Raw genomic sequence first — 23,542 nt, 5'->3', positions numbered from 1 at the left:
ACCGGTAGGCTGTAGGTTCGAGTCCTACCTGAGGAGCCAACTTTTAAGAGATGCGGATGTGGCTCAGCGGTAGAGCATCGGCTTCCCAAGCCGAGGATCGCGGGTTCGAATCCCGTCATCCGCTCCATAAGAAAATGAGAGGTTCTGCGAGGTAAATGCAGAACCTTTTTTAGTATTTTTTATTGATATTGACATAATTTTATTTTTTTATAAAATTACAAAAAGAAGTGTCAATTAATTTAGAAGGTGAAAGAGATGTTAAATGGCAAAGTAGCGATTGTAACTGGTGGTGCTGGGGATATAGGAAGAGAAATTTGTATAGAGCTTGCAAAAGAAGGGGCTTCTATAGCAATACATTATAATAACAGTTATGAGCAAGCTGTTAAATTAAAAGAGTATATAAAAAGCAATTTTAGTTATGCGGAAATTTTTAAAGCAGATATTTCAGACAGACAGCAGGTAGACAATATGATTGATAGTATTTATAATAACTTTGGTCGCATTGACTATCTTATAAATAATGCAGGAATTGCCCAAATCAAACCATTTATAGAAATAACAGAAGAAGATTGGGATAGGATGATGAATGTCAATTTAAAAGGTCTTTTCAATTGCTCACAAAGTGTTTTGAGACATATGTTGCCTCAAAAATATGGGAGTATAATAAACATTTCTTCAATTTGGGGTATTTCCGGTGCTTCCTGTGAAGTACATTATTCAGCATCTAAAGGAGGAATAATAGCTTTTACAAAGGCTTTGGCAAAAGAGTTAGGGCCTTCTAAAATAAGAGTTAATTGTATTGCTCCTGGAGTAATTGATACTCGAATGAACAACATTTTAAATAGGGAAGAAAAGAAACACTTAATTGAGGATATACCACTTATGAGTATAGGGAAACCTCAAGATGTAGCAAATGCTGTACTGTTTTTATTATCTGACAAGGCAAATTTTATAACAGGGCAAGTTATAACTGTAGATGGAGGATTTATATAACAAGGCCTTTAGTGAAGCCTTGTTTTTATATCGACTTTTTCAGGAGAGATAGTTCTTCTTCAGACAATCCTCTCCACTCCCCAGGTTTTAGATTTTCGTCAAGGGTGAGACTACCCATTGCCAATCTTTTAAGGTATATGACCTTTTTACCGACTGATTCAAACATTCTTTTTATTTGGTGATATTTTCCTTCTCTTATATAGACGTAAACTTTCGACACATCAGAAGAAGAGAGAATTTCGAGATTTGCGGGAAGAGTTTTATACCCATCTTCAAGTACAATGCCTTCAATGAAAGCTTTAATGTCGCTTTCATTGACAAAGCCTAATATTTCAGCATAATATTTTTTTATAACATTCTTTTTTGGAGATAAAAGCTTATGTGCTAAATTCCCATCATTAGTTATGAGAAGTAATCCTTCTGTGTCTTTATCAAGTCTTCCTACGGGAAATGGATTTCGAGCTTTTAATTCTTGGGGTAATAAATCAATAACAGTTTTTTCTATAGGATCAGATGTAGCACTAATAACTCCTTTTGGTTTATTTATCATGATATATATAAATTCTTTGTAATTGATCTTTTCACCATCAAATAAAATTTCATCAGATTCAGTATCTACAATTAAACCAGCCTCTTTTACTATATTTCCATTTACCAATACAAGACCTTCTTTAATGAATTTTTTAACTTCTTTTCTCGTACCAATGCCTGTATTCGATAAAAGTTTATCTATTCTCATTTTTGCCATATAAATTACCTCCAAAAAGAGTTTATGATGTAATTATAACACGAAATTTTGTATTTTTAGAGTATATAATATTGGTTTATTCAATTCACTTAAATTACTTGAATTATAAATTAGACAAAGTGCTGTGTTCTCTACTTTATTGTGAATATATTTCAAGTAATCGTTAAGATAAGATTATAACAAACAAAATTCAAGTAAAATCTATAATAATTCAAGTAAATTTTGCTTGATAATTAAATTCAAATGATTTATAATTTATTACAAGAAAACGATTTTTAGAGGTGTTAAGTTTGACGGCAATTAAAAGGAAAAAAGTGACCATGAAAGATATCGCTGAAAGGTTGAACTTATCAATTAATGCTGTGTCCCTGGCTTTAAATGACAAGGTGGGGGTGAGCGAAGAGACAAGAAAAATAGTTTTAAAAACAGCTGATGAAATGGGGTATTTTGATGAAAATCCCTCTTTTATTGCTAAAAATCATTTCAGAAATATTTGCCTACTGATTGAAGAGAGAAATTTCCGCGATACTCATTTTTATACAAAAGTAATTTTAGGTATAGAGAATGAAGCAAAGAAAAATAATTACGATATTTTAGTAAACTTCATGAATCAAGATGATTTTCAGGTACTTTCCAGTGTTGAAACGAGAAAAGTTTCAGGAATTTTAGTGGTTGGTACTATTAAAGATGAACATCTGGAAAAATTATTGAAGTATGATATACCAACTGTCCTTGTAGACCATGCTTCATTTACTATAAGTACAGATGCTGTATTAACTCAAAATATGCCTGGCTCATATATGGCAACACAATATCTTATTCGAAAAGGCCATACTCAAATAGGTTTTTTTGGTGAAATAGATTTTTCTTTAAGTTTTAAAGAAAGATGGTTAGGCTTTAACGAGGCGATGAGAAATGCAGGACTTAATGTAGATCCCATATTTAATGTAAATCCTGGATATTGTGTAATAGGACAGGTAGAACAATATGTTTTAAGCAAAAACTACAAAGAGGTAGCAAATATTATCTCGAAGTTAGATAAACTTCCTACTGCATGGGTATGTTCCAACGATAGTGCTGCTATTACATTGTACAATGCATTGAGTATCTTGGGTATTAAGGTACCTGACGATATCTCTGTAGTTGGCTTTGACGATATTGATATATGCAATATTGTGACACCGCATTTGACTACTATCCGCATAAATAAAGAGCTTATGGGAGTAAAAGCTGTAAAAAGACTTTTGTGGAGGATGGAAAACCCAAAAGAGCCCTGTGACCATATACGGATGGAGGTTAAGCTGATAAAGAGGGAATCTGTAAAGGAAATTAGAAATTAAAAACTTTTAAAGTATATAAAAAACAGCATTAAGCTGTTTTTTATATAAAATTAATTTTTGGAGGTGTATTATTTTATGAAAAAAATAGCTAAAAGCATTTTAATTTTACTTCTTGTTGCATCACTTTTGGCAGGTTGTGGGACTAGTACAAACCAAAAGAATGAAACATCACAGACCACAAAAGAAAAAGTTGTTACAATCGATTTTTGGGCCGCTCCAAATCCTCCGCAACAGACTTTCTGGAAACAGATGGCTGAAGAATATGCGAAAGTTAATCCAAACATCAAAGTAAATGTTAGCCCGATGCCTGAATCACCAACATCTGAAGCTGGAATTCAGGCAGCTCTTGCTGGTGGTAATGCTCCTACAATTTCAGAAAACATTTCCCGTGGTTTTGCGGCACAACTGGTAGATAGTAAAGCGTTAATACCTCTTGATACAATGGATGGATGGAATGACATTGTAAAGGCCAGAAATATGGAAAATACGGTCCAGTCATGGGAATTTGCGGATGGACACCAATATGTGTTGCCTATATATTCAAACGCGATGCTTTTTGCATGGAGGATCGATATTTTAAAGCAATTGGGATATAATGAACCTCCAAAAACTTATAGTCAAATTATTGAATTAGGGAAAAAGCTAAAAGAAAAATATCCTGACAAATATTTATGGGCAAATCCGGATTTAATTGACTCTACGTGGTGGAAAAGATGGTTTGACTTCTTTATGCTTTATGATGCAGCTTCAAACGGTAATAAGTTTATAGAGGGCAATAATTTTGTTGCTGATGATAAAGCCGGAGTTGCTACACTTAAATTTCTTGAGGATATGGCAAAAAATAAGCTTATATTAACGCAAAAAGCTACGGATCCTTTTGAAACAGGAATAAGTGTATGGACAACAATTGGTCCATGGACGTTTAATACTTGGAAGGACAAATATCCAGAACTTAAGTTAAATGAAACTTATGTGCTTACACTACCTCCAGTGCCAGATGGAATGAGTACAGATAATGTAAAGACATTTGCAGATACAAAAGGCCTTGTAATATATGCACAATCAAGTCCTGAAAAGCAAAAAGCAGCAATGGAATTTATAAAATGGGTATATTCTAATCCTGAAAATGATATGAAGTGGTTTGAAATTACTAATCTTCCACCAGCAAGAGATGATGTCAATACAAACGAACAATTTAAAAATTACTTAAAAGATCATCCTGAGCTTCAACTGTATGCTGAATCTATACCAAACGCTATTCCACCTATTGATAATGCTAAATTTAACGATATTCAGACATTAATTGGCCAAAAAGCTGTAAATCCTGTTGTGGCAGGACAAATAGATGCACAAAAAGCTTGGGATGATATGAAAAAGGCGATTCAGGGGGTTCTTAAATGAAAAAAGGACAAGAAAAATTGGGTTGGCTTTTTGCCAGCCCATACCTTGTATACAGTTTAATATTTTTCGTAATTCCTCTTTTTGGAGCATTATTTTTATCTTTTACTAACTGGAATCTTATTTCACCTCAATATGAGAATGTTGGTTTTTTAAACTTTATTCAATCAGTTAAAAGTCCAGGAGTAAAAGCGGCGTTTTTTGTAACATATAAATTTATGATAATATTTGTACCGATGGTATTAATTGGATCTTTGATACTTTCTCTTATTATATACAGCTTGCCAAGATTTAAAAGTTTTTTTTCTGTAGGTTATTTTCTTCCATATCTTGCTTCCGGTGTTGCTACATCAGTAGTGGTAAGGGGAATTTTATCATATAACAGTGCGTTAAATGCATGGCTAAGAAATACGTGGCATTTAAATATTGATTGGCTTGGCTCACCGATACTTGCTCCATTGATTATTGCTGTTATGATATCATGGAAATTTATGGGTTATTATTCGCTTATACTGACATCTGGGTTAGAGAGCATACCGGGTGAGGTATATGAAGCTGCTGCGATAGATGGTGCAACAGGCTGGATAAAATTTTTTAAAATTACGCTGCCACTTTTATACCCTGCTATGTTTACAGTGACTATATTGGCAGTTGGACTTGTATTTGGCATATTTACAGAACCTTATGTATTAACAGGTGGAGGACCTGGATTTTCAACAAATACATGGCAAATAGAAATATATAACCAAGCTTTTAGCAAGCTAAATGCGGGATACGGTTCTGCAATTGCAATTATTGATTCTGTAGTAACTTTTGTGACCATAATAATTGTTCGGAAATTACTAGAAATTTGGGGGAAGACTTATGGTTGGGAGTAAAAATAGGAAATTGCAACTTATATTATTGTATACAATAGCTATTATTTTTTTAATTATAATGGTATACCCATATTTGTATATGATATTGAATTCGCTTGCACCATGGGATCAAGTTGATAGAAAAATAATACCGACAGGAATTACATTGAAATCTTATATTTGGCTTTTACTGGGAGGAGAAGATGTTACGCCACGTCCGTGGCTCAGAGCTTTTGCTAACAGTATTATTGTAACGATTTCATCAACATTTTTAATGATGGTTACAGCACTATTAGTTGCATATGCCTTGTCAAAAATAGTTTTTAAAGGGAGTAGAACGATAAATAACATTATAATGTTTCAGATGTTTTATCCGTCGATTATTCTTTTGATACCTACGTTTTTGCTTGTGAAAAAATTAGGATTATATGATTCTTATTGGGGTATGATTATTCCGAAATCTGTAAGTTTGTGGGCTATATTTATGTATACAAATTTTTTCAAAGCAATACCTAACGAATTGATTGAGGCTGCAAAAATAGATGGCGCGAATGAAATTAAAATACTTTTTAAGATTGTTTTGCCAATGTCAAAATCAATTACAACAGTTATTTTCCTCTTTTTGTTCATGGAAAGATGGGTAGAGCTTTTGTGGGATATGCTCGTTGTGCATAATCAAAATCTTCTTACTCTGAATGTTATGTTAGCACAAATGTTTGGACCATATGGTGCATATCCGGGACCAATGTATGCTGCTTCTGTAATTTTGACAATGCCAATACTTATTTTGTTTATAATTTTTAGCAAGAATTTTAAAGAAGGCATACAGTTTGTTTTAAAATAATATGACGGAGGTAGAAAAATGGCAAAATTTGCAGATGAATTTATAATAGGAGCTAATTATTGGCCGAGAAATCACGGCATTGAAATGTGGAAAGAGTGGGATTATGATGAGATAAAAAGTGAATTTATTGAGGCGAAAAAATTAGGTATTAATGTAATGAGAGTAAATCTTTTTTGGGAGGATTTTCAGCCAAAACCTGATGTAATATCAGAGGAAGCGATGAAAAAGTTTGACGAGCTTATTAAGATATGTCATGAAGTCGATATGAAAATCGCACCTACTTTTTTTGTGGGACATATGAGCGGTGAGAATTGGGATGTGCCGTGGAGAGAAGGTAGGAATATATACAATGATTCCTTTATGTTGAGATATCAAATTAAATTGGTACGCTTTTTTGCTGAGAGGTACAAAGATGAATCTGCTATTTTGTTTTGGGACCTTTCAAATGAACCAGATAATTATGTAAAAGCAGAGTCAAGACATGATGCTTGGCTGTGGAACTATGTCTTATCAAATGAGATAAAAAAATACGACAAAAATCATCCCGTAACAGTTGGAATACACCAGGCATCTCTTCTTACCGATAATAATTTTTATCCTGAAGACTTGCAAGAAGGAAATGATTTTCTGTGTATGCACGCATATCCAATTTATACAGATACATGTATAGACCCTGTAAATTCTATAAGAAGCACTTATATGGCACCTTTTGCTTCTAAACTCACCCAAGCTATGGGTGGCAAAGAAGTGCTACTGGAGGAATTTGGTGCAACTACACTTATGATAAGTGAAGATATAGAGGGAAATTATTACAAGGTGGTTCTGTATAGCCTTCTTGCGAATGAATCGATAGGTGCAATAGCCTGGTGCTTTGGAGATTTTTCTGTTGGCGAAAGGCTTCCCTATAATTCTACCCCCTTTGAAACGCAATTTGGTATAACAGCAGTTGATGGAAGAGTTAAAAAAGCAGGACTTGAAATAAAAGCTTTTTCTGAATTTATGAATAAAATTGAGTATAAGGATTTAAAACACAAAAAGTGCGATGCCGCGATAATCATTCCGGATAAGTATTATAGTGCTTTATTTGTAGGTAACGATTATACTCCAGAGAGAAATTTTAGGATTCTTTTAAATAGTTTTATACTGGCAAAGGAAGCAGGTATAGATGTTGAATTGGTAAGAGCTGATGGAGATTTTAGTAAGTATAAAATGCTTATACTACCTTCCGCTTATAGAAAAGGGCATTTAAATTATGACCAATGGGTAAAAATTATGGATTTTGTTAAAAATGGTGGCACTTTGTATGTATCATACGATGGAATTTCTGTAGAAGGTTTTGATGAGGTTTTTGGAGTTAAAACGCAATATTCTATGGTGCCCAAAAATGAGACAGTATCAATGCATTGTGAAGAACTTGGAATTGATTTAAATTATAAAGCTCTTAAATTTAATAAAAGACTTATTGCAAAACCGACAACAGGCCGTGTAATTGCAAATGATGATGAGAATAACCCGGCAATAGTTGTGAATAAATATGGCAAAGGGAATGCTATTCTTGTTACGTATCCTATTGAGCTCTATTTAAGTTATATGCCCGATGTATATAAGACTGACAGGTCTTATTTGATTTATAAGTATGCTAAAGAGCTGAGCGGAATAGAATACAACGTAAAAGTAGAACCTCCTTATATTGAAGTAAAAGAGTTTGATTATGGTGGGAAAATTCTTGTGATTTTTATAAATCATGAAGATATAAACATTAATACTAAAATAAGTATAGGTGGAAAAACAAGAAATAATGAGAAAATACAAGATTTAATCGGCGGAAGGCAGATTAATTTAGAAAATTTCACAATAGAGGCTAATGGAGTAGTTGCAATTTTGCTGGAAAAGGGGGTATAAAGATGTTCAGGCTAACAAGACTTAGTAACAAACCTATATTGTCGCCAATAAAAGAGCATGAATGGGAAAAGGAGGCTGTTTTTAATGCAGCAGTAATATATGAAGATAATAAATTCCACTTGTTTTACAGAGCCTCTAATAATAAATTTGTTTTGAATACTGAAAAGCCAGAAGAAAAATATAAATTTGTATCCTCAATTGGGTATGCTGTAAGCGAAGATGGTATAAATTTTGAAAGATTTGACAAGCCTGTTTTAGTGGGGGAACCCCCCCAAGAAGCGTGGGGAGTAGAAGACCCAAGAATTACGAAAATTGACGACAAGTATTACATGCTCTATACAGGTTTTGGAGGAAGGGACTGGTTGGATTTTAGAATATGTATGGTTTGGTCTGATGATTTAAAAAATTGGGAAGGGCACAGAATTGTTCTCGATGAACCTAATAAAGATGCGGCACTTTTGTCCGAAAAAATAGATGGAAAGTATGTGCTTTTCCATAGAAGAATGCCCGATATTTGGATTGCTTATTCTAATGATTTGGTAAATTGGTATGACCATAAGATTATAATGTCCCCTAAACCTCACACATGGGAGTCAAAGAAAATTGGCATAGCAGGACCTCCTATAAAAAGAGAAGATGGATGGCTTTTAATATATCACGGGGTGGATGACAACAATGTGTACAGACTTGGTGCAGCTCTTTTAGACTTAAAGGAGCCATCAAAGGTTATTGCGAGACAAAAAGAGCCTATTTTAGAGCCAGAGTTGGAGTGGGAAATAAATGGGCTTGTGCCTAATGTGGTATTTAGCTGTGGAGCAGTGGAAGTGAATGACATGTATTACGTATATTACGGAGCAGCAGATACCCATATAGGTGTAGCAGCCATTGAAAAAGAAAAAGTAAAATTTTAAAAGGAGTGTGTTAAGTGATAAAATTAAAGAGATTATCAGATAAGCCAGTATTGATGCCAAAAGCAGAAAATGAATGGGAAAGAGCAGCAATTTTTAACACTGCAGCAATTTACGACAATGGACTGTTTCACTTGATTTATAGGGCTACTGACATTGGACCTCACGCCAAATATGGGAAATATACTTCTCGCCTGGGGTATGCAGTTAGCAAAGACGGGATTAATTTTATGAGATTAGACAAACCAGTGATGAGCAATGAGACAGAACAAGAGCTCAGAGGATTAGAAGACCCAAGGATAGTCAAAATTGACAGCATTTATTATATGATGTACACAGGTTTTGGGGACAGGTTTCATGATGACTATAGGATTTGTTTGGCTATCTCCAAAAACCTTATAGATTGGGAGAGAAAAGGAGTAGTTTTAGATGAACCTAATAAAGACGCCTCTTTATTTCCGGAAAAAATCAATGGAAAGTATGTGATGCTTCATAGAAGGTATCCAGATATATGGATTGCCTTTTCAGAAGATTTAAAAAATTGGTATGACCATAAGCCTATCATTAAGCCAATTCCTGGAACGTGGGAAAGTGCGAGAGTCGGAATTGGAGGGCCGCCTATTAGGACAAAAGATGGTTGGTTTTTGATATACCATGCAGCTGATGACAATAATGTATATAGATTGGGAGCAGTCCTTTTAGATTTAGAAGATCCATCAAAGATTATTGCAAGGCAAAAAGAACCTATCTTAGAGCCAGAACTACAGTGGGAAAAAGAAGGATACATTCCTAATGTTGTATTTAGTTGTGGTAATGCAGTAAAAGATGATACTATTTACGTTTATTATGGGGGCGCGGATACTGTTATAGGCGTGGCGATATTAGAGATGAAAGATATCAAATTTTAGCAGGCTTTTAAAAGGCCTGTTTTTTATTTACAGAAAAGTACTTGACATGCCAAAAAGGATTAATTATAATACTTATTAGCAGCCGAATTTCAAGAGTGCTAATATATTTCTCCTCTTCTTAGTTCTTATCGTTCTTATAAATTATATCACTTGTATCACGCCCTTCTTTTGTTTTTAAGTTTAATTTTTGAAAAACTTCATAAAGGAGGGGTCTTTTATGAAGGCGTTGTTATTGGCAGGAGGTTTGGGAACAAGGCTAAGACCTCTTACAGATGACCTGCCAAAACCAATGGTTCCTATCATGGGAAGACCTCTTTTAGAAAGGATTATTTTAAACCTTAAAAAAAGTGGAGTAGATGAAGTTGTAATAAGTACTTATTATAAGTCTCAGTACATTGAAGATTACTTCAAGCCAAAAGAGGACTTAGGTGTAAAAATACACTATATTACAGAAGAATCTCCTTTGGGGACTGGTGGGGCAATAAAAAACGCCGAAAAATTTTTTGATGATACTTTCCTCATTTTAAACTCTGATATCGTCAGTGATATTGACTATGCAGATTTGATAAAAAACCACAAGAGAAGAAGAGCTCAAGCAACTATTGCATCTATTGAAGTAAGAGATACTTCTCAGTACGGAGTTATAGAATTTGATGAAAAAGGCTTTATAACTGCTTTCAAAGAAAAGCCCAAACCAGGCGAGAGTAATTCTAAGTATATTAACGCAGGAGTATATGTATTTGAACCTGAGGTGTTAAAAGAAATTCCTGAAAATACAGTAGTATCTGTAGAGAGGGAGACATATCCCAAACTTTTGGAAAAAGGGTATAGAATGGCTATTTATAAATTTAACGGCTACTGGATAGATATAGGTACAATAGATAAATACAAAAAAGTTCATGAGGACATTTTAAAAGGAAAATCAAGATTTGTAAGTACTACTTCCTCAAGAGGCATAATTTTAGGAGACAATGCTAAAATTCATCCTACCGCAAGAGTGATAGGACCTGCTTATATTGGAAATAATACTGAAATTGATGCCTATGCTACAGTTGGTCCGTATACAGTAATTGGGAATAACTGTCGAATAGGTCAAGAGAGCAAAGTATCCCAAAGTGTATTGTGGGATAATGTAAAAGTCCGCAGGTTTGCAAGATTAGACAATGCAGTTGTAACTTCAGAATGTATAGTAGAGGTGAATATGGAAATTAAAAATACAGTGTTTACACCTAATAGATTAGCAAGTACTACAATGACAACTTAATACTAAACAAACTAAGAAGGGGGCGTGATATGATGAGCGTATTGGGGAGAAATGTAGCATTTTTGAGTACTTATCCACCAAGAGAATGTGGCATTGCTACTTTTACTCAAGATTTAGTTAATGAAATAAAAAAGATAAAACTTATTAATTTTGCAGGAGTAATTGCAATAAATGATAATAAAACTTATGAATATGACAGCGATGTTAAATATCAGTTACAACAATTTGTAAGAGAAGATTATGTAAGATTAGCCCATGAATTAAATGAATCTGACATAGATTTGCTCATTATAGAGCATGAATACGGAATATTTGGAGGAGAAAGTGGAGAATACTTATTAGATTTGGTAGACAATTTAAATATACCCTTTGTTTTGACAGTCCACACAGTATTATCAAATCCAAATGAAAAACAACTTATGATACTTAGAGAATTAGGGGAAAAAAGCGTTAGAGTAGTGACAATGGCGAAAAATACTATACCCCTTCTTGAAAAGATATATCACATACCCTCCAGTAAAATCACTGTTATTCCTCATGGAGTTCCCAATTTTCCAGTATTACCTAAGGAAACATTGAAAGAAAGATATGGCTTTAAAGGGAGAAGAATAATAAGCACTTTTGGTCTTATAAATCCTGGTAAAGGAATAGAGTACGGTATAGAAGCAATAAGTATGGCAGCAAAAAAATACAAAGATGTATTATACCTAATTTTAGGGCAAACCCATCCAAACATAAAGAGAGAATTTGGGGAAGAGTATAGGGAGAAACTTCAAAAACTAGTCCATGACCTTGGAGTAGAAGACAATGTAAAATTTGTGGATAAATATCTTAGGAAGAAAGAGATTTTGGAGTATTTGAAGATGTCAGATATATATATGACTCCATACTTAAACAAAGAACAAGCTGTAAGCGGTACTTTAGCATATGCAGCAGGTTTAGGGAAAGTGATTATTTCCACTCCTTATATGTACGCTGAAGAAATTTTAGTAGAAGGAAGAGGATTGCTTGCTAATTTCCGTGATGCAAAGTCTTTAGCTAAACATATTGAGTATATATTTGAAAACCCTGAGAAAAGGCTGCAGATAGAGGCAGAAATTAAAAAATTAGGGAATACAATGATGTGGAATAACGTTGCTTACAGATATGTCATAATGATTTTGTCTGTGTTGGACATTAAATCAAGGGAGGAAGTTGTAATATAGAGAAGGGGGAAGTTAACACAATGGAAGGAGCAATTGAATTTCACCATCTTTTCAGGCTAACGGATGATACAGGCATTTTACAGCATTCCCTTTACTCTATTCCTGATTTGACAAAAGGTTACACTACTGATGACAATTCAAGGGCACTTATTGCTGCTTCAATGTTATATGAAGTTTACAAAGATAAAAAATACCTTGACCTTTTAAAAAGATACCTTTCTTTCTTGATTTATGCCCAGAATAGCAAAGGATATTTTAGAAATTTTATGAACTACAATAGAGAATTTATTGAAGAAGTTGGCTCAGAAGATTGTTTTGGCAGAACTTTATGGGCATTAGGATATTTATTAAATACTAATTTGTCTAATGGTTATCAAAGTGTTGCTGTGACATTAATCAAAAAAGCTTTGCCAAATGTAGCAAATTTAAATTCTCTTCGCGGTAACGCTTATTCGTTAATAGGATTAAGCCTTTTATACAGTTCTGATGTTACTGAATTTAACAAAGAGAAGGTAAAAAATTTGATAACTTCTATTTCAAAAAAAATAGTTCAAAAATATAGGGAAAACAAAGATGGAGAGTGGAAATGGTTTGAAAATATAATGACTTACAGCAATGCCGTACTTCCTTGGGCTCTTCTTAGGTCATACACTATTACAAAAGATGAAGAAGTCTTAGATGTTGCAAAAGAAAGCATGGAATTTTTAGAAAAAGTAACTTTTAGAAATGGGTATTTTAAGCCGATAGGTTGTAAAGGTTGGTACAAAAAAGGAGATGAAAAACCTGCAGAATTTGATGAACAACCAGTAGAGGCTTGTGAGACTGCTCTTATGTACACAGAAGCTTATAAAATTTTTAAAGAAAAAAAGTACAGAGAAAAAGCTATAAAATGTTACAAATGGTTTTTGGGAGAAAATTCAAAGAATGAAAGCTTAATAGATGAGGAGACAGGGGGTTGTTACGACGGTATAACTAAAGAGGGAGTAAATTTAAATGAAGGAGCAGAAAGTATAGTTTCACTCATTATAACTGATATGATAGTGAATCACACAGGGAGTGTATTTAAATAGTTTTCCTTTTTCTTTCAAAAATTTTTATAAAAATTGAAAAGGGTGATGCCATATGAAAATTGGTGTGCTTTATGCAACCCATTTAATTGATTTTTATAAAACTTTTAAGTTATACTATTTATGATAAGGTAAACCTCTTTGCTTTTTTAATTTTAATCATGAGGTTACCTTATCTTCTTTTATAATTAAAAATTGGAGGGTTAACTATGGATTTTAATGGGAAAGTAGTGATAGTGACAGGAGGAGGACAAGGAATAGGAAGATGTATCGCGCAAACTTTTGCTGATAAAGGAGCAAAAGTAGTTATAGCCGATATTGACGATGAAGCTGGCATAGAAAATGAAGAATATATAAAATCTAAAGGTGGAGACTCACTTTTTGTACATACAGATGTTTCTTCAGAGGAAGATGTTAAGAATTTGGTAGATAAAACAATAAAAGCATACGGCAAGATCGATATTTTGATAAACAATGCAGGTATTGGAGCAAGAGGGACGATTTACACAAGGCCCATGGAGGAATGGGATAGAGTCATAAATGTGAACTTGAAAGGAACATATATGTGTTCAAAATATGTTGCTCCTCACATGAGAGACAATGGCGGTGGAGTCATAATAAACATCGCTTCTACAAGGGCATTTATGTCAGAACCTCATACAGAACCTTATTCTGCTTCAAAAGGAGGCATTATAGCCTTAACCCACTCTCTTGCAATAAGTTTAGGTTATGATAAAATAAGGGTGAATTCTATAAGTCCCGGATGGATAGAAGTATCTGAGTGGAAGAAAAACAGAGAAGCTAAAAAGCCACAATTGACGGAAGAGGACCATTTGCAGCATCCTGCAGGACGTGTAGGTAAGCCAGAGGACGTAGCAAATGCATGTTTATTTTTATGTTCGGAAGAAGCTTCTTTTATTACAGGAGCGAATCTCATTGTGGATGGTGGAATGACAGTTAAAATGATATATGTTTAATTTTATTGAAAGTACAATAAAGTAAATAAGATGGAGATAGTATAAAGGTTAAAATAAATATGAATTTTCAAAAAGGATGTTTCAGTGCATCCTTTTTTCAATGCATTGACAAAAAAATAGATTTGAATTATAATAATACCAAAATAGTGGAAACGATTGCGCAAAAATTTGCACAATACAAGGAAATGTGTACATAAACACATTTATCTTTTTGTAACCTGTGAAAGCGATTGCCTAAAAGAAATGGGGGGGTGATGCTGTAAAGGAGATTTTTGAAAGATTTTTAGATAAAAACATAATGAAAAGGGGGATTGCAGTGTTTAAGAGAAGAGCATTAGGCTTTTTATTGTCATTTCTTTTAATTTTTACAGCAGTGTTTGGCTCAATGCCTATGGAATTTGTAAAGGCTGACACAGATGCAGCGCCAGCGACTGCTGTTGTAGCAGGCAATTTTCAGTCAAAACTTGGGGATACCGACTGGAAGGGCGACAGCAGCATAACAGTAATGACATATAAAGGCAATGGTTTTTATGAATACACGACACATACTGCATTACCTGCAGGAGATTATGAGTATAAAATAGTTTTGAATGGGAGTCAGTGGATACCAGATGGTTTTGGAAATAATTTAAAATTTCATCTTGATAAAGACTCTGTAGTGACTTTTTATTACAATTACAATACTTCAAGTGTTACTGATTCTACAAAATATACACCAATTCCGGAAGAAAAATTTCCAAGAATTGTAGGTACTATACAATCAGCAATAGGAGCAGGTGATGATTGGAAACCTGAAACATCGACAGCTATAATGAGAGACTATAAGTTTAACAATGTTTACGAATACACTGCAAACGTTCCAAAAGGGAATTATGAATTTAAAGTGACTTTAGGGTCCTCATGGGATATAAATTATGGCTTAAATGGTGAACAAAATGGGCCAAATATTCCTTTGAATGTAGCCTATGATACTAAGATTACATTTTACTATGATTCGATTTCACATAATATATGGACCGATTATAATCCAACTCTTACAGGACCTGATAATAACATATATTATGACGATTTAAAACATGATACCCATGACCCATTCTTCCGCTCGCCTTTCGGTGCAATAAAAACGGGAGATACTGTGACATTAAGAATACAAGCAAGGAACCACGACCTTGAGTCAGCTAAAATTTCTTATTGGGATGATATTAAGAAAATAAGAATAGAAGTCGCGATGTACAAAATTGGTCAAAGTCCTGATGGGAAATATGAATACTGGGAAGTTAAGTTAAGCTTTGACCATCCCACAAGAGTTTGGTATTACTTTATACTTAAAGACGGGACAAAAACTGCTTATTACGGAGATAACGATGAACAATTAGGTGGAGTAGGTAAAGCCACAGATACTGTAAATAAAGACTTTGAACTTACTGTCTATGATAAAAATTTAGATACCCCTGATTGGATGAAAGGGGCAGTAATGTATCAAATATTCCCTGATAGGTTCTTTAATGGGGATCCTTCAAATGACCATCTAAAGAAATACAGCAGAGGTTTTGATCCTGCTGAATATCATAGCAACTGGGACGACCTTCCTGATAATCCTAATGATAAAGATAAACCAGGATATACAGGTGATGGAATCTGGTCAAATGACTTCTTTGGCGGAGATTTAAAAGGTATAGATGACAAACTAGATTATTTAAAAAGCCTTGGTATATCAGTAATTTATATCAATCCTATATTCCAGTCACCTTCAAATCACAGATATGATACAACCGATTACACAAAAATAGACGAACTATTAGGAGATTTATCTACCTTTAAGAAGCTCATGGAGGATGCCCATGCAAAGGGAATTAAGGTAATACTTGACGGTGTCTTCAATCATACAAGTGATGACAGCATTTATTTTGACAGATATGGTAAGTACTTAAACACAGGAGTTTTAGGTGCTTATCAAGCATGGAAACAGGGTGATCAGTCAAAATCTCCATATGGTGATTGGTATGAAATCAAGCCTGACGGTACCTATGAAGGATGGTGGGGATTTGACAGTTTACCTGTTATAAGGCAGATAAACGGAAGTGAGTACAATGTAAAAAGTTGGGCAGATTTTATTATAAATAATCCTAATGCAATATCTAAGTATTGGTTAAATCCTGATGGAGACAAAAATGCAGGTGCAGATGGTTGGAGATTGGATGTTGCGAATGAAGTTGCTCACGATTTTTGGGTTCATTTTAGAGATGCAATTAATAATGAGAAACCAAATGCGCCAATGATTGCCGAACTTTGGGGAGATGCTTCATTAGATTTGCTTGGAGACTCTTTTAACTCTGTTATGAATTACCTCTTTAGAAATGCAGCAATTGATTTTATATTGGATAAATCATTTGATGACGGAAATGTGGTTCACAATCCTATAGATGCAGCAAAACTTGACCAAAGACTTATGAGCATATATGAAAGATATCCGCTGCCAGTATTTTATTCTACTATGAATCTTTTGGGTTCCCATGACACCATGAGGATATTAACGGTTTTTGGATATAACTCTGCTGATGCAAATCAAAATTCACAAGAAGCAAAAGACCTTGCAGTAAAAAGGCTTAAACTCGCTGCGATACTTCAAATGGGTTATCCAGGCATGCCTTCTATTTATTACGGAGATGAAGCAGGGCAATCTGGTGGAAAAGACCCGGACAATAGAAGAACATTCCCTTGGGGAAGAGAAGATACTGATTTGCAAGCGTTTTTTAAGAAAGTTGTAAATATAAGAAATGACAATCAAGTGTTAAAAACGGGAGACCTTGAGACACTTTATGCAAATGGCGATGTTTATGCCTTTGGAAGAAGAATTATAAATGGAAAAGACGTTTTTGGTAAGTTTTATCCTGACAGTGTGGCGATTGTTGTAATTAATAAAGGTGACGCAAAACAAGTTTCAATAGATACCACTAAATTTATAAGAGATGGAGTTGCTTTTACAGATGCCTTAAGTGGCAAGACATACACGGTTCAGGGTGGTAAAATTGTTGTAGAAGTTGGATCAATGGATGGAGCTATACTTATATCAGATACAGGACAAAATTTGACAGCACCTCAGCCAATAACAGACCTTAAAGCAGTCTCAGGGAATGGCAAAGTAGACCTTTCCTGGAGTGTAGTAGATAAAGCAGTAAGCTATAATATTTACCGTTCTACAGTTAAAGGTGGGTTATATGAAAAAATAGCTTCAAATGTTACGCAAACCACCTATACTGATACAGAGGTTACCAATGGTCTAAAGTATGTGTATGCTGTAACCGCTGTAGATAGGGATGGAAATGAAAGTGCTTTAAGCAATGAAGTTGAGGCATATCCAGCATTTCCTATTGGCTGGGCTGGAAATATGAATCAAGTCGGTACACATGTAATAAGTGTAAATAATCCAGTTGAAGTGTATGCTGAAGTGTGGGCAGATGGGCTTACAAATAAACCTGGCCAAGGAGAAAATATGATTGCGCAGTTAGGATATAGGTATATTGAAGATACTGTGGGAGATGCAGTTTACAATGCCGTATACAATAAGGTGGAAGGTGTTGAAGTAAATAAGGACTGGACGTGGGTTGATGCACAATATGTAGGGGATTCTGGGAATAATGATAAATACATGGCTAAATTTGTACCTGATATGGTAGGCACATGGGAATATATTATGAGATTTTCTTCTAACCAAGGCCATGATTGGACGTATACAAAAGGACGAGATGGAAAAACAGATGAAGCAAAACAGTTTATTGTTGTGCCATCAAATGATGTAGAAACACCTACAGCTCCAGTTTTACAACAACCAGGAATTGAATCCTCAAGAGTTACACTTAACTGGAGTCCGTCAGCTGATGATGTTGCTATTTTCGGCTACGAAATCTATAAGTCTTCAAGTGAGACAGGACCATTTATAAAGATTGCAACTGTGTCTGACAGTGTGTATAACTACGTAGATACAGATGTAGTAAATGGCAATGTGTATTATTATAAAGTTGTGGCAGTTGATACCTCCTATAATAGGACAGCATCAAATACAGTAAAAGCGACACCTGACATAATACCTATAAAAGTGACATTTAATGTCACAGTACCAGATTATACTCCTGATGATGGTGTAAATATCGCTGGAAACTTCCCGGATGCTTTCTGGAATCCAACTGCTCAGCAAATGACAAAGACAGGACCTAGCACATACAGCATTACCTTAACTTTAAATGAAGGTACACAAATTGAATATAAATATGCGAGAGGAAGCTGGGATAAAGTAGAAAAAGGTGAATACGGCAATGAAATTGACAATAGGAAGATAACTGTTGTTAATCAAGGCTCAAATACAATGGTGGTAAATGACACAGTGCAAAGATGGAGAGATTTGCCGGTATATATCTACTCTCCAAAAGACAAGACTACTGTTGATGCAAATACGAGTGAAATAGAGATTAAAGGCAATACTTACAAAGGTGCAAAAGTAACTATAAATGATGAATCTTTTGTGCAACAAGAAAATGGAGTATTTACAAAAGTAATTCCTTTAGAATATGGTGTAAATACTATCAAAATACATGTAGAGCCAAGTGGTGACAAGAATAATGAACTTACAAAAGATATAACAATAACTGTTACAAGAGAGGAGCCCGGCCAGGAGACAGAACCTGCTCCTACTCCACCAACAGAGACAACAAAACCAGCTCAGGAAGTATCACAAGGAAAAGTAGTTATAGAAAATAACACAACAACACTTACAATAGACGAAAACAAAGTAGCAAAAGACATAAAAGACACTTCAAAGAAAGAAATACAATTTGACTTAACAAATATAGGAACTACACCTCAAAAAGCATTAGAAATACCTGTAACTGTACTTAATTTAATAGCAGAGAACAACAAAAACGTAGTTGTAAAATCAGACGAAGTAACCCTTCAATTTGATGCAAAAACTTTGGGAGTATCACAAGAAACAATTGACCTCATAAGCAAAGCAGGAACAATAAAACTTAACATACACAACAAAGGCAAAATAACCGCATCATCTTTCGAGCCGGTAACAAGCGCCTATGACATAACAATAAAAGCAGGAGACAAAGACATAAAAATAGGGTCACCAGTAAAAATGACATTTAACATAAAAGGTGGAAAAGACATAAGGAAAATAGGAGTATACTACTTAAACGAAAAGACAAATCAATGGGAATATGTAGGAGGAAGAATTGACAAAAAGACAAACACAATAACCTTTGAAGCCAAACACTTCTCAACATATGGAGTCTTTGAATACAATAAAGAATTCAAAGACGTAACAAAAGACAATTGGGCATATGACGTAGTAAATGTACTTACATCAAGGCATATAATAAAAGGGATAGACAGTGAAACATTTTTACCGAACGCCAAAATATCGAGAGCAGAATTTGCAGCATTAATGATAAGAGCATTAGGGATAGAAGAAGAGCCATACAAAGGAGAATTCAATGACGTAAAAGAAGGAGCATGGTATGCAAACGCGATAGAAGCAGCATATAAAGAAGGGATAATATTAGGAGACGGCAAGAATATGAGGCCGGATGACCCAATAACAAGAGAAGAGATGACAGCAGTAATTATGAGAGTGTACGGAAAGCTTGTAGAGCACAAAGAAGACAGTATAGGCAATACCACTTTCAGTGATAACAACAAGATAAGTGAATGGGCAAGGGATGTAATAGCAAATGCAGTAAAGCTTGGAATAGTAAGAGGATATGAAGATAACACTTTCAAGCCAAAAGACAACGCCACAAGAGCAGAGGCAGCAGCTATGCTTTACAGAATTTTAGAGAAAACAGGAAATATATAAAATGAAGATGCGCCCTAACGGGCGCTTTTTTTTGTTAGTCATTTTTCATCCATGTGCGGCAGAAGGTACACACGGGAGAAACAGAAGGAAAACCACATACCTCACAATTTATTTTTGGAGGACGGGCAGAAGTACCAGCAAATAGATAGGCATATTTTGTGTAGTTTTTATAAAAAGACCTTTTAATTCCTGGGGAATTTTCCTCTAACATATCTAAGGCTTCTTGATATCTTATATATTTTGCTTCTCTTGAATAAGGGCATACTGCGGTTACAGGCTTTATATTGTGAAGTTTTGCAAAAGCAATTATCTCTTCTTCTGCTTGGAAAGCGAGAGGTTTAATTTTTCGAGAAAATCCCGGTTCTTCAGGGAGTACAGGAGTTCCCTTTGATAAATGATGAAGGTCCCATCGGAATAGATTTGCTAAAAGCAACTTAGCCATATCGTCTAATGTGTGACCTGTTGCTAGTGCATCAGCTTTTACAGATAAAGTGTATTCATTCATAAGATGCCTTTTAGTAACTCCACATAGAGCACATATCCTGTCTTGGTGTTTAGCTACATCTGGGATACATTTTCCAAATTTTTCTTTTAAGCTTACTATTTCTAGAGGAATATCATTTTCTTTGCAAAAGTTTTCCACAACTTCTCTAGATCGAGAAGAGAAGTTATTTTCTTCTATTCCTAGATCTATAAAAAAGCCCAGCACTTCATAACCTAATCTTTTTAAGACAAAAGTAGTGACTAAGGAATCTTTTCCCCCTGAGATTGCAACAACTACGCGCCCTTTCGGAGGCAGCATTTTATATTTTTCAATAGTTTTGGCAACTTGTCTCATAAAAAAAGCATCCAAATGTTCTTCGCAAAAGGCGGAATTATGAGCGGGGAATTTTACAATTGCTGGTTTACGGCACACAGTACATTTCAATGGCATAACCTCCTTTACTTAATAAATTGTATACTACAATTAAAGCTATACCTTAAATTATAAAAAATTTAAAAAGAAATTGCAAAAACGCTAATTACTTCAACAAGTTTTCCTTAAAAAATTTCTAAAAAAATAGTATTATATAGTTGTGAGGAACTTAAGAGGGAGTGAAAAATTTTGAAAGTGATAGAAGCAAAGAAAATTACAGAAATAGTAAAATTGCTTTGTATTGAAGCTAATTATGAATTACCTCGAGATATATTTAAAAGTTTAAAAGAAAGAATAAAAGAGGAAACAAGTCCATTGGGTAGAGAAATTTTAAAAGATATAATTGCAAATGCTGAAATAGCGAAAACGCAAAGAATGCCTATATGTCAAGATACAGGAATAGTGGTAGTTTTTGTAGAGATAGGACAAGAAGTACATATAGTTAATGGCAGTTTAGAAGAAGCGATAAATGAAGGTGTAAGACTGGGGTATGAAGAGGGGTATTTGAGAAAATCTGTTGTAAAAAGCCCTATTTTGCGAATAAATACTGGTGACAACACTCCTGCGATAATACATTATCATATCTGTGAAGGGAATAGACTTTCAATAACTGTAATGCCTAAAGGTGCAGGAAGTGAAAATATGAGTGCTTTAAAAATGCTAAAACCTTCTGACGGAGTAGAAGGGATTAAAAATTTTGTTATTGAAACAGTTGAAAAAGCAGGTCCTAATGCTTGCCCTCCCTCGATCGTGGGAATAGGAATTGGAGGGGATTTTGAACTTGCTCCTTATCTTGCTAAAAAGGCGTTATTGAGGAAAGTGGGAGAAAGAAATACTGACGAAGTGATAGCTCAATTAGAAGAAGAATTACTGCAAGAAATAAATACATTAGGTGTTGGTCCGCAAGGATTGGGAGGAAGTACTACTGCTCTTGATGTTCATATTGAAACTTATCCTACCCATATAGCTTCTCTTCCTGTAGCTGTCAATTTAGGATGCCATGTTACAAGACATGCTACTTTTGTATTATAATATTGTTGGGAGGAAAAATGATGTACAAGAAAGTAACTACTCCTTTAGATGATGGAATAGTAAACCAGCTTAAAGCAGGGGACTTAATTTTGCTATCAGGAGAAATTTATACAGCAAGAGATGAAGCTCACAAGAGAATGATAGAATCATTAAATAGAGGAGAAAAATTACCTTTCGAAATAAGAAATAGTGTAATTTATTATGTAGGTCCTTGTCCTCCTAAACCGGGACAAGTTGTAGGAAGTTGTGGGCCTACTACAAGCGGAAGAATGGATAAATACACACCGGTATTAATTGAATTAGGATTAAAAGGCATGATAGGAAAGGGATATAGGAGTAAAGAAGTTATAGAAGCTATGAAAAAGTATAAAGCAGTCTATTTCACTGCTATAGGAGGAGCAGGAGCACTACTGGCACAAAAAGTAAAAAAAGCAGAAATAGTAGCTTATGAAGATTTAGGTACAGAGGCTATCTATAAATTTTTAGTTGAGGATTTTCCTGTTATTGTTACTATAGATATCTATGGCAATAATTTGTATGAGATTGAGAAAGAAAAATATAAGACTAATTTAAAAAGGTGAGACAAAAATGGCGCTTCTACCCTTAAAAGAACTATATTTAGAGTGTTTACATTGTACAAAATGTGACCTTAGTAAGACGAAAACTAATATGGTTTTTGGAGAAGGAAATTTAAAAGCAAAAGTTATGTTTGTTGGAGAAGGACCAGGAAGAGACGAGGATTTGCAAGGGAGGCCCTTTGTAGGGAGAGCTGGTCAACTTCTCAACAAAATGCTTGAAGAGGTTGGATTAAAAAGAGAAGAAGTTTATATTGCCAACATAGTAAAATGCAGGCCACCAAATAATAGAGTGCCCTTACAGAGTGAAATTGACGCTTGTTTGCCTTATTTAAGAAATCAAGTTGCAATAATAGCTCCTAAAATAATAGTTTGTCTTGGAGCTACTGCAGCAAAGGCTATAATAGATAAAAACTTCAAAATAACAGCAATGAGAGGACAATGGCTTGAAAGAAAAGGCGTTAAAATAATAGCGACTTACCATCCAGCTGCAATTTTGAGAGACCCTGAAAAATTAGAGCCTGCAATGGAGGACTTTAAAAAAATTAAAGAAGAGTTAGATAAATTATCGTAATTTAAAGCATTTTAAAGTATAACCAAGCATAGTCGGTATAATTACGAATAATGGCTTTATATGACTTTCTATAGGGATTGAAGTAGAAACATAAAAATGATATATTAATAAACGTCGCTGCTGAGGCGGCAAGACAGCAAAAGAGGGTATTGACAAAGGGAATAGAATTTGCTAATA

General features: G+C 34.5%; 18 protein-coding genes and 1 tRNA gene. 17 read left to right on the top strand and 2 right to left on the bottom strand.

Translation table 11 applies throughout. From position 1 onward, the window contains the following. Positions 1-52: 52 nt before the first annotated feature. Both M663_RS0104555 and M663_RS0104550 read left to right on the top strand, forming a co-directional pair. Positions 53-127 (top strand) — tRNA-Gly (locus M663_RS0104555). A 128-nt stretch (positions 128-255) separates the two neighbouring features. Beyond that, complete coding sequence (locus M663_RS0104550; RefSeq protein WP_029688098.1) at positions 256-993, top strand: SDR family oxidoreductase; 738 nt, start codon at positions 256-258, stop codon at positions 991-993. 25 nt (positions 994-1,018) lie between these two features. Here M663_RS0104550 and M663_RS0104545 read toward each other — a convergent pair whose 3' ends face one another. Further along, the gene (locus M663_RS0104545; RefSeq protein ID WP_029688097.1) at positions 1,019-1,741 is read right to left on the bottom strand and encodes a pseudouridine synthase; all 723 of its coding nucleotides are present in this window, start codon (positions 1,739-1,741) and stop codon (positions 1,019-1,021) included. 290 nt (positions 1,742-2,031) lie between these two features. On the opposite strand from M663_RS0104545, the gene M663_RS0104540 reads away from it, so the two are divergent. The 12 genes from M663_RS0104540 to M663_RS0104485 all read left to right on the top strand — a co-directional run bounded on the left by M663_RS0104540 (position 2,032) and on the right by M663_RS0104485 (position 20,268). After that, complete coding sequence (locus M663_RS0104540; RefSeq protein ID WP_029688096.1) at positions 2,032-3,081, top strand: LacI family DNA-binding transcriptional regulator; 1,050 nt, start codon at positions 2,032-2,034, stop codon at positions 3,079-3,081. A 75-nt stretch (positions 3,082-3,156) separates the two neighbouring features. After that, positions 3,157-4,482, top strand: a complete 1,326-nt coding sequence (locus M663_RS0104535; RefSeq protein WP_029688095.1) for an extracellular solute-binding protein — start codon at positions 3,157-3,159, stop codon at positions 4,480-4,482. Next, a complete protein-coding gene (locus M663_RS0104530; protein WP_029688094.1) occupies positions 4,479-5,357 on the top strand; it encodes a sugar ABC transporter permease in 879 nt (292 codons plus the stop codon). Before M663_RS0104535 ends, M663_RS0104530 begins: the two co-directional genes overlap by 4 nt. Beyond that, positions 5,344-6,180, top strand: a complete 837-nt coding sequence (locus M663_RS0104525) for a carbohydrate ABC transporter permease (RefSeq protein WP_029688093.1) — start codon at positions 5,344-5,346, stop codon at positions 6,178-6,180. Before M663_RS0104530 ends, M663_RS0104525 begins: the two co-directional genes overlap by 14 nt. An 18-nt stretch (positions 6,181-6,198) precedes the next feature. Continuing rightward, positions 6,199-8,082 carry a beta-galactosidase trimerization domain-containing protein gene (locus tag M663_RS0104520; protein ID WP_029688092.1) on the top strand — a complete coding sequence of 628 codons (1,884 nt, stop codon included), beginning with the start codon at positions 6,199-6,201 and terminating at the stop codon, positions 8,080-8,082. Positions 8,083-8,084: 2 nt separating this feature from the next. Continuing rightward, positions 8,085-8,993, top strand: a complete 909-nt coding sequence (locus M663_RS0104515; RefSeq protein ID WP_029688091.1) for a glycosidase — start codon at positions 8,085-8,087, stop codon at positions 8,991-8,993. Positions 8,994-9,007: 14 nt separating this feature from the next. After that, positions 9,008-9,898, top strand: coding sequence for a glycosidase (locus M663_RS0104510; RefSeq protein ID WP_029688089.1), 891 nt, complete (start codon positions 9,008-9,010; stop codon positions 9,896-9,898). A gap of 217 nt (positions 9,899-10,115) precedes the next feature. Then, positions 10,116-11,162, top strand: coding sequence for an NDP-sugar synthase (locus M663_RS0104505; protein WP_029688088.1), 1,047 nt, complete (start codon positions 10,116-10,118; stop codon positions 11,160-11,162). A gap of 29 nt (positions 11,163-11,191) precedes the next feature. Next, complete coding sequence (locus M663_RS0104500; protein WP_029688087.1) at positions 11,192-12,367, top strand: glycosyltransferase family 4 protein; 1,176 nt, start codon at positions 11,192-11,194, stop codon at positions 12,365-12,367. Positions 12,368-12,387: 20 nt separating this feature from the next. Next, positions 12,388-13,437: a beta-L-arabinofuranosidase domain-containing protein gene (locus M663_RS0104495; RefSeq protein ID WP_029688086.1), complete on the top strand. Its 1,050-nt coding sequence runs from the start codon at positions 12,388-12,390 to the stop codon at positions 13,435-13,437. Positions 13,438-13,643: 206 nt separating this feature from the next. Continuing rightward, positions 13,644-14,411, top strand: a complete 768-nt coding sequence (locus tag M663_RS0104490; protein WP_029688085.1) for an SDR family oxidoreductase — start codon at positions 13,644-13,646, stop codon at positions 14,409-14,411. Positions 14,412-14,727: 316 nt separating this feature from the next. Beyond that, entirely contained in the window at positions 14,728-20,268 is a 5,541-nt protein-coding gene (locus M663_RS0104485; RefSeq protein ID WP_029688083.1) for an alpha amylase N-terminal ig-like domain-containing protein, read from the top strand. 34 nt (positions 20,269-20,302) lie between these two features. Here M663_RS0104485 and M663_RS0104480 read toward each other — a convergent pair whose 3' ends face one another. Continuing rightward, positions 20,303-21,196, bottom strand: coding sequence for an ATP-binding protein (locus M663_RS0104480; RefSeq protein ID WP_029688082.1), 894 nt, complete (start codon positions 21,194-21,196; stop codon positions 20,303-20,305). Positions 21,197-21,373: 177 nt separating this feature from the next. Between M663_RS0104480 and M663_RS0104475 the strand changes: the two genes are divergently transcribed. The 3 genes from M663_RS0104475 to M663_RS0104465 are packed head-to-tail and all read left to right on the top strand — an operon-like array spanning position 21,374 to position 23,365. Then, positions 21,374-22,216, top strand: a complete 843-nt coding sequence (locus M663_RS0104475; RefSeq protein ID WP_029688081.1) for a fumarate hydratase — start codon at positions 21,374-21,376, stop codon at positions 22,214-22,216. A 20-nt stretch (positions 22,217-22,236) separates the two neighbouring features. Then, positions 22,237-22,797, top strand: a complete 561-nt coding sequence (locus M663_RS0104470) for a Fe-S-containing hydro-lyase (protein WP_029688080.1) — start codon at positions 22,237-22,239, stop codon at positions 22,795-22,797. 7 nt (positions 22,798-22,804) lie between these two features. Then, entirely contained in the window at positions 22,805-23,365 is a 561-nt protein-coding gene (locus tag M663_RS0104465; protein ID WP_029688079.1) for a uracil-DNA glycosylase, read from the top strand. Positions 23,366-23,542 lie beyond the last annotated feature (177 nt).

This window comes from Thermoanaerobacter sp. A7A, from assembly GCF_000445185.1.
Taxonomy (GTDB): Bacteria; Bacillota; Thermoanaerobacteria; order Thermoanaerobacterales; family Thermoanaerobacteraceae; genus Thermoanaerobacter.
The sequence above is the reverse complement of the archived record's forward strand: the minus strand, read 5'-3'. Positions and strand labels throughout refer to the sequence as shown.

Coding starts and splice junctions, on each gene's coding strand:
- M663_RS0104535 (WP_029688095.1), top strand. CDS start 3,157: ATGAAAAAAATAGCTAAAAGCATTTTAATTTTACTTCTTGTTGCATCA.
- M663_RS0104525 (WP_029688093.1), top strand. CDS start 5,344: ATGGTTGGGAGTAAAAATAGGAAATTGCAACTTATATTATTGTATACA.
- M663_RS0104490 (WP_029688085.1), top strand. CDS start 13,644: ATGGATTTTAATGGGAAAGTAGTGATAGTGACAGGAGGAGGACAAGGA.
- M663_RS0104545 (WP_029688097.1), bottom strand. CDS start 1,741: ATGGCAAAAATGAGAATAGATAAACTTTTATCGAATACAGGCATTGGT.
- M663_RS0104505 (WP_029688088.1), top strand. CDS start 10,116: ATGAAGGCGTTGTTATTGGCAGGAGGTTTGGGAACAAGGCTAAGACCT.
- M663_RS0104550 (WP_029688098.1), top strand. CDS start 256: ATGTTAAATGGCAAAGTAGCGATTGTAACTGGTGGTGCTGGGGATATA.
- M663_RS0104500 (WP_029688087.1), top strand. CDS start 11,192: ATGATGAGCGTATTGGGGAGAAATGTAGCATTTTTGAGTACTTATCCA.
- M663_RS0104515 (WP_029688091.1), top strand. CDS start 8,085: ATGTTCAGGCTAACAAGACTTAGTAACAAACCTATATTGTCGCCAATA.
- M663_RS0104465 (WP_029688079.1), top strand. CDS start 22,805: ATGGCGCTTCTACCCTTAAAAGAACTATATTTAGAGTGTTTACATTGT.
- M663_RS0104470 (WP_029688080.1), top strand. CDS start 22,237: ATGTACAAGAAAGTAACTACTCCTTTAGATGATGGAATAGTAAACCAG.
- M663_RS0104520 (WP_029688092.1), top strand. CDS start 6,199: ATGGCAAAATTTGCAGATGAATTTATAATAGGAGCTAATTATTGGCCG.
- M663_RS0104495 (WP_029688086.1), top strand. CDS start 12,388: ATGGAAGGAGCAATTGAATTTCACCATCTTTTCAGGCTAACGGATGAT.
- M663_RS0104530 (WP_029688094.1), top strand. CDS start 4,479: ATGAAAAAAGGACAAGAAAAATTGGGTTGGCTTTTTGCCAGCCCATAC.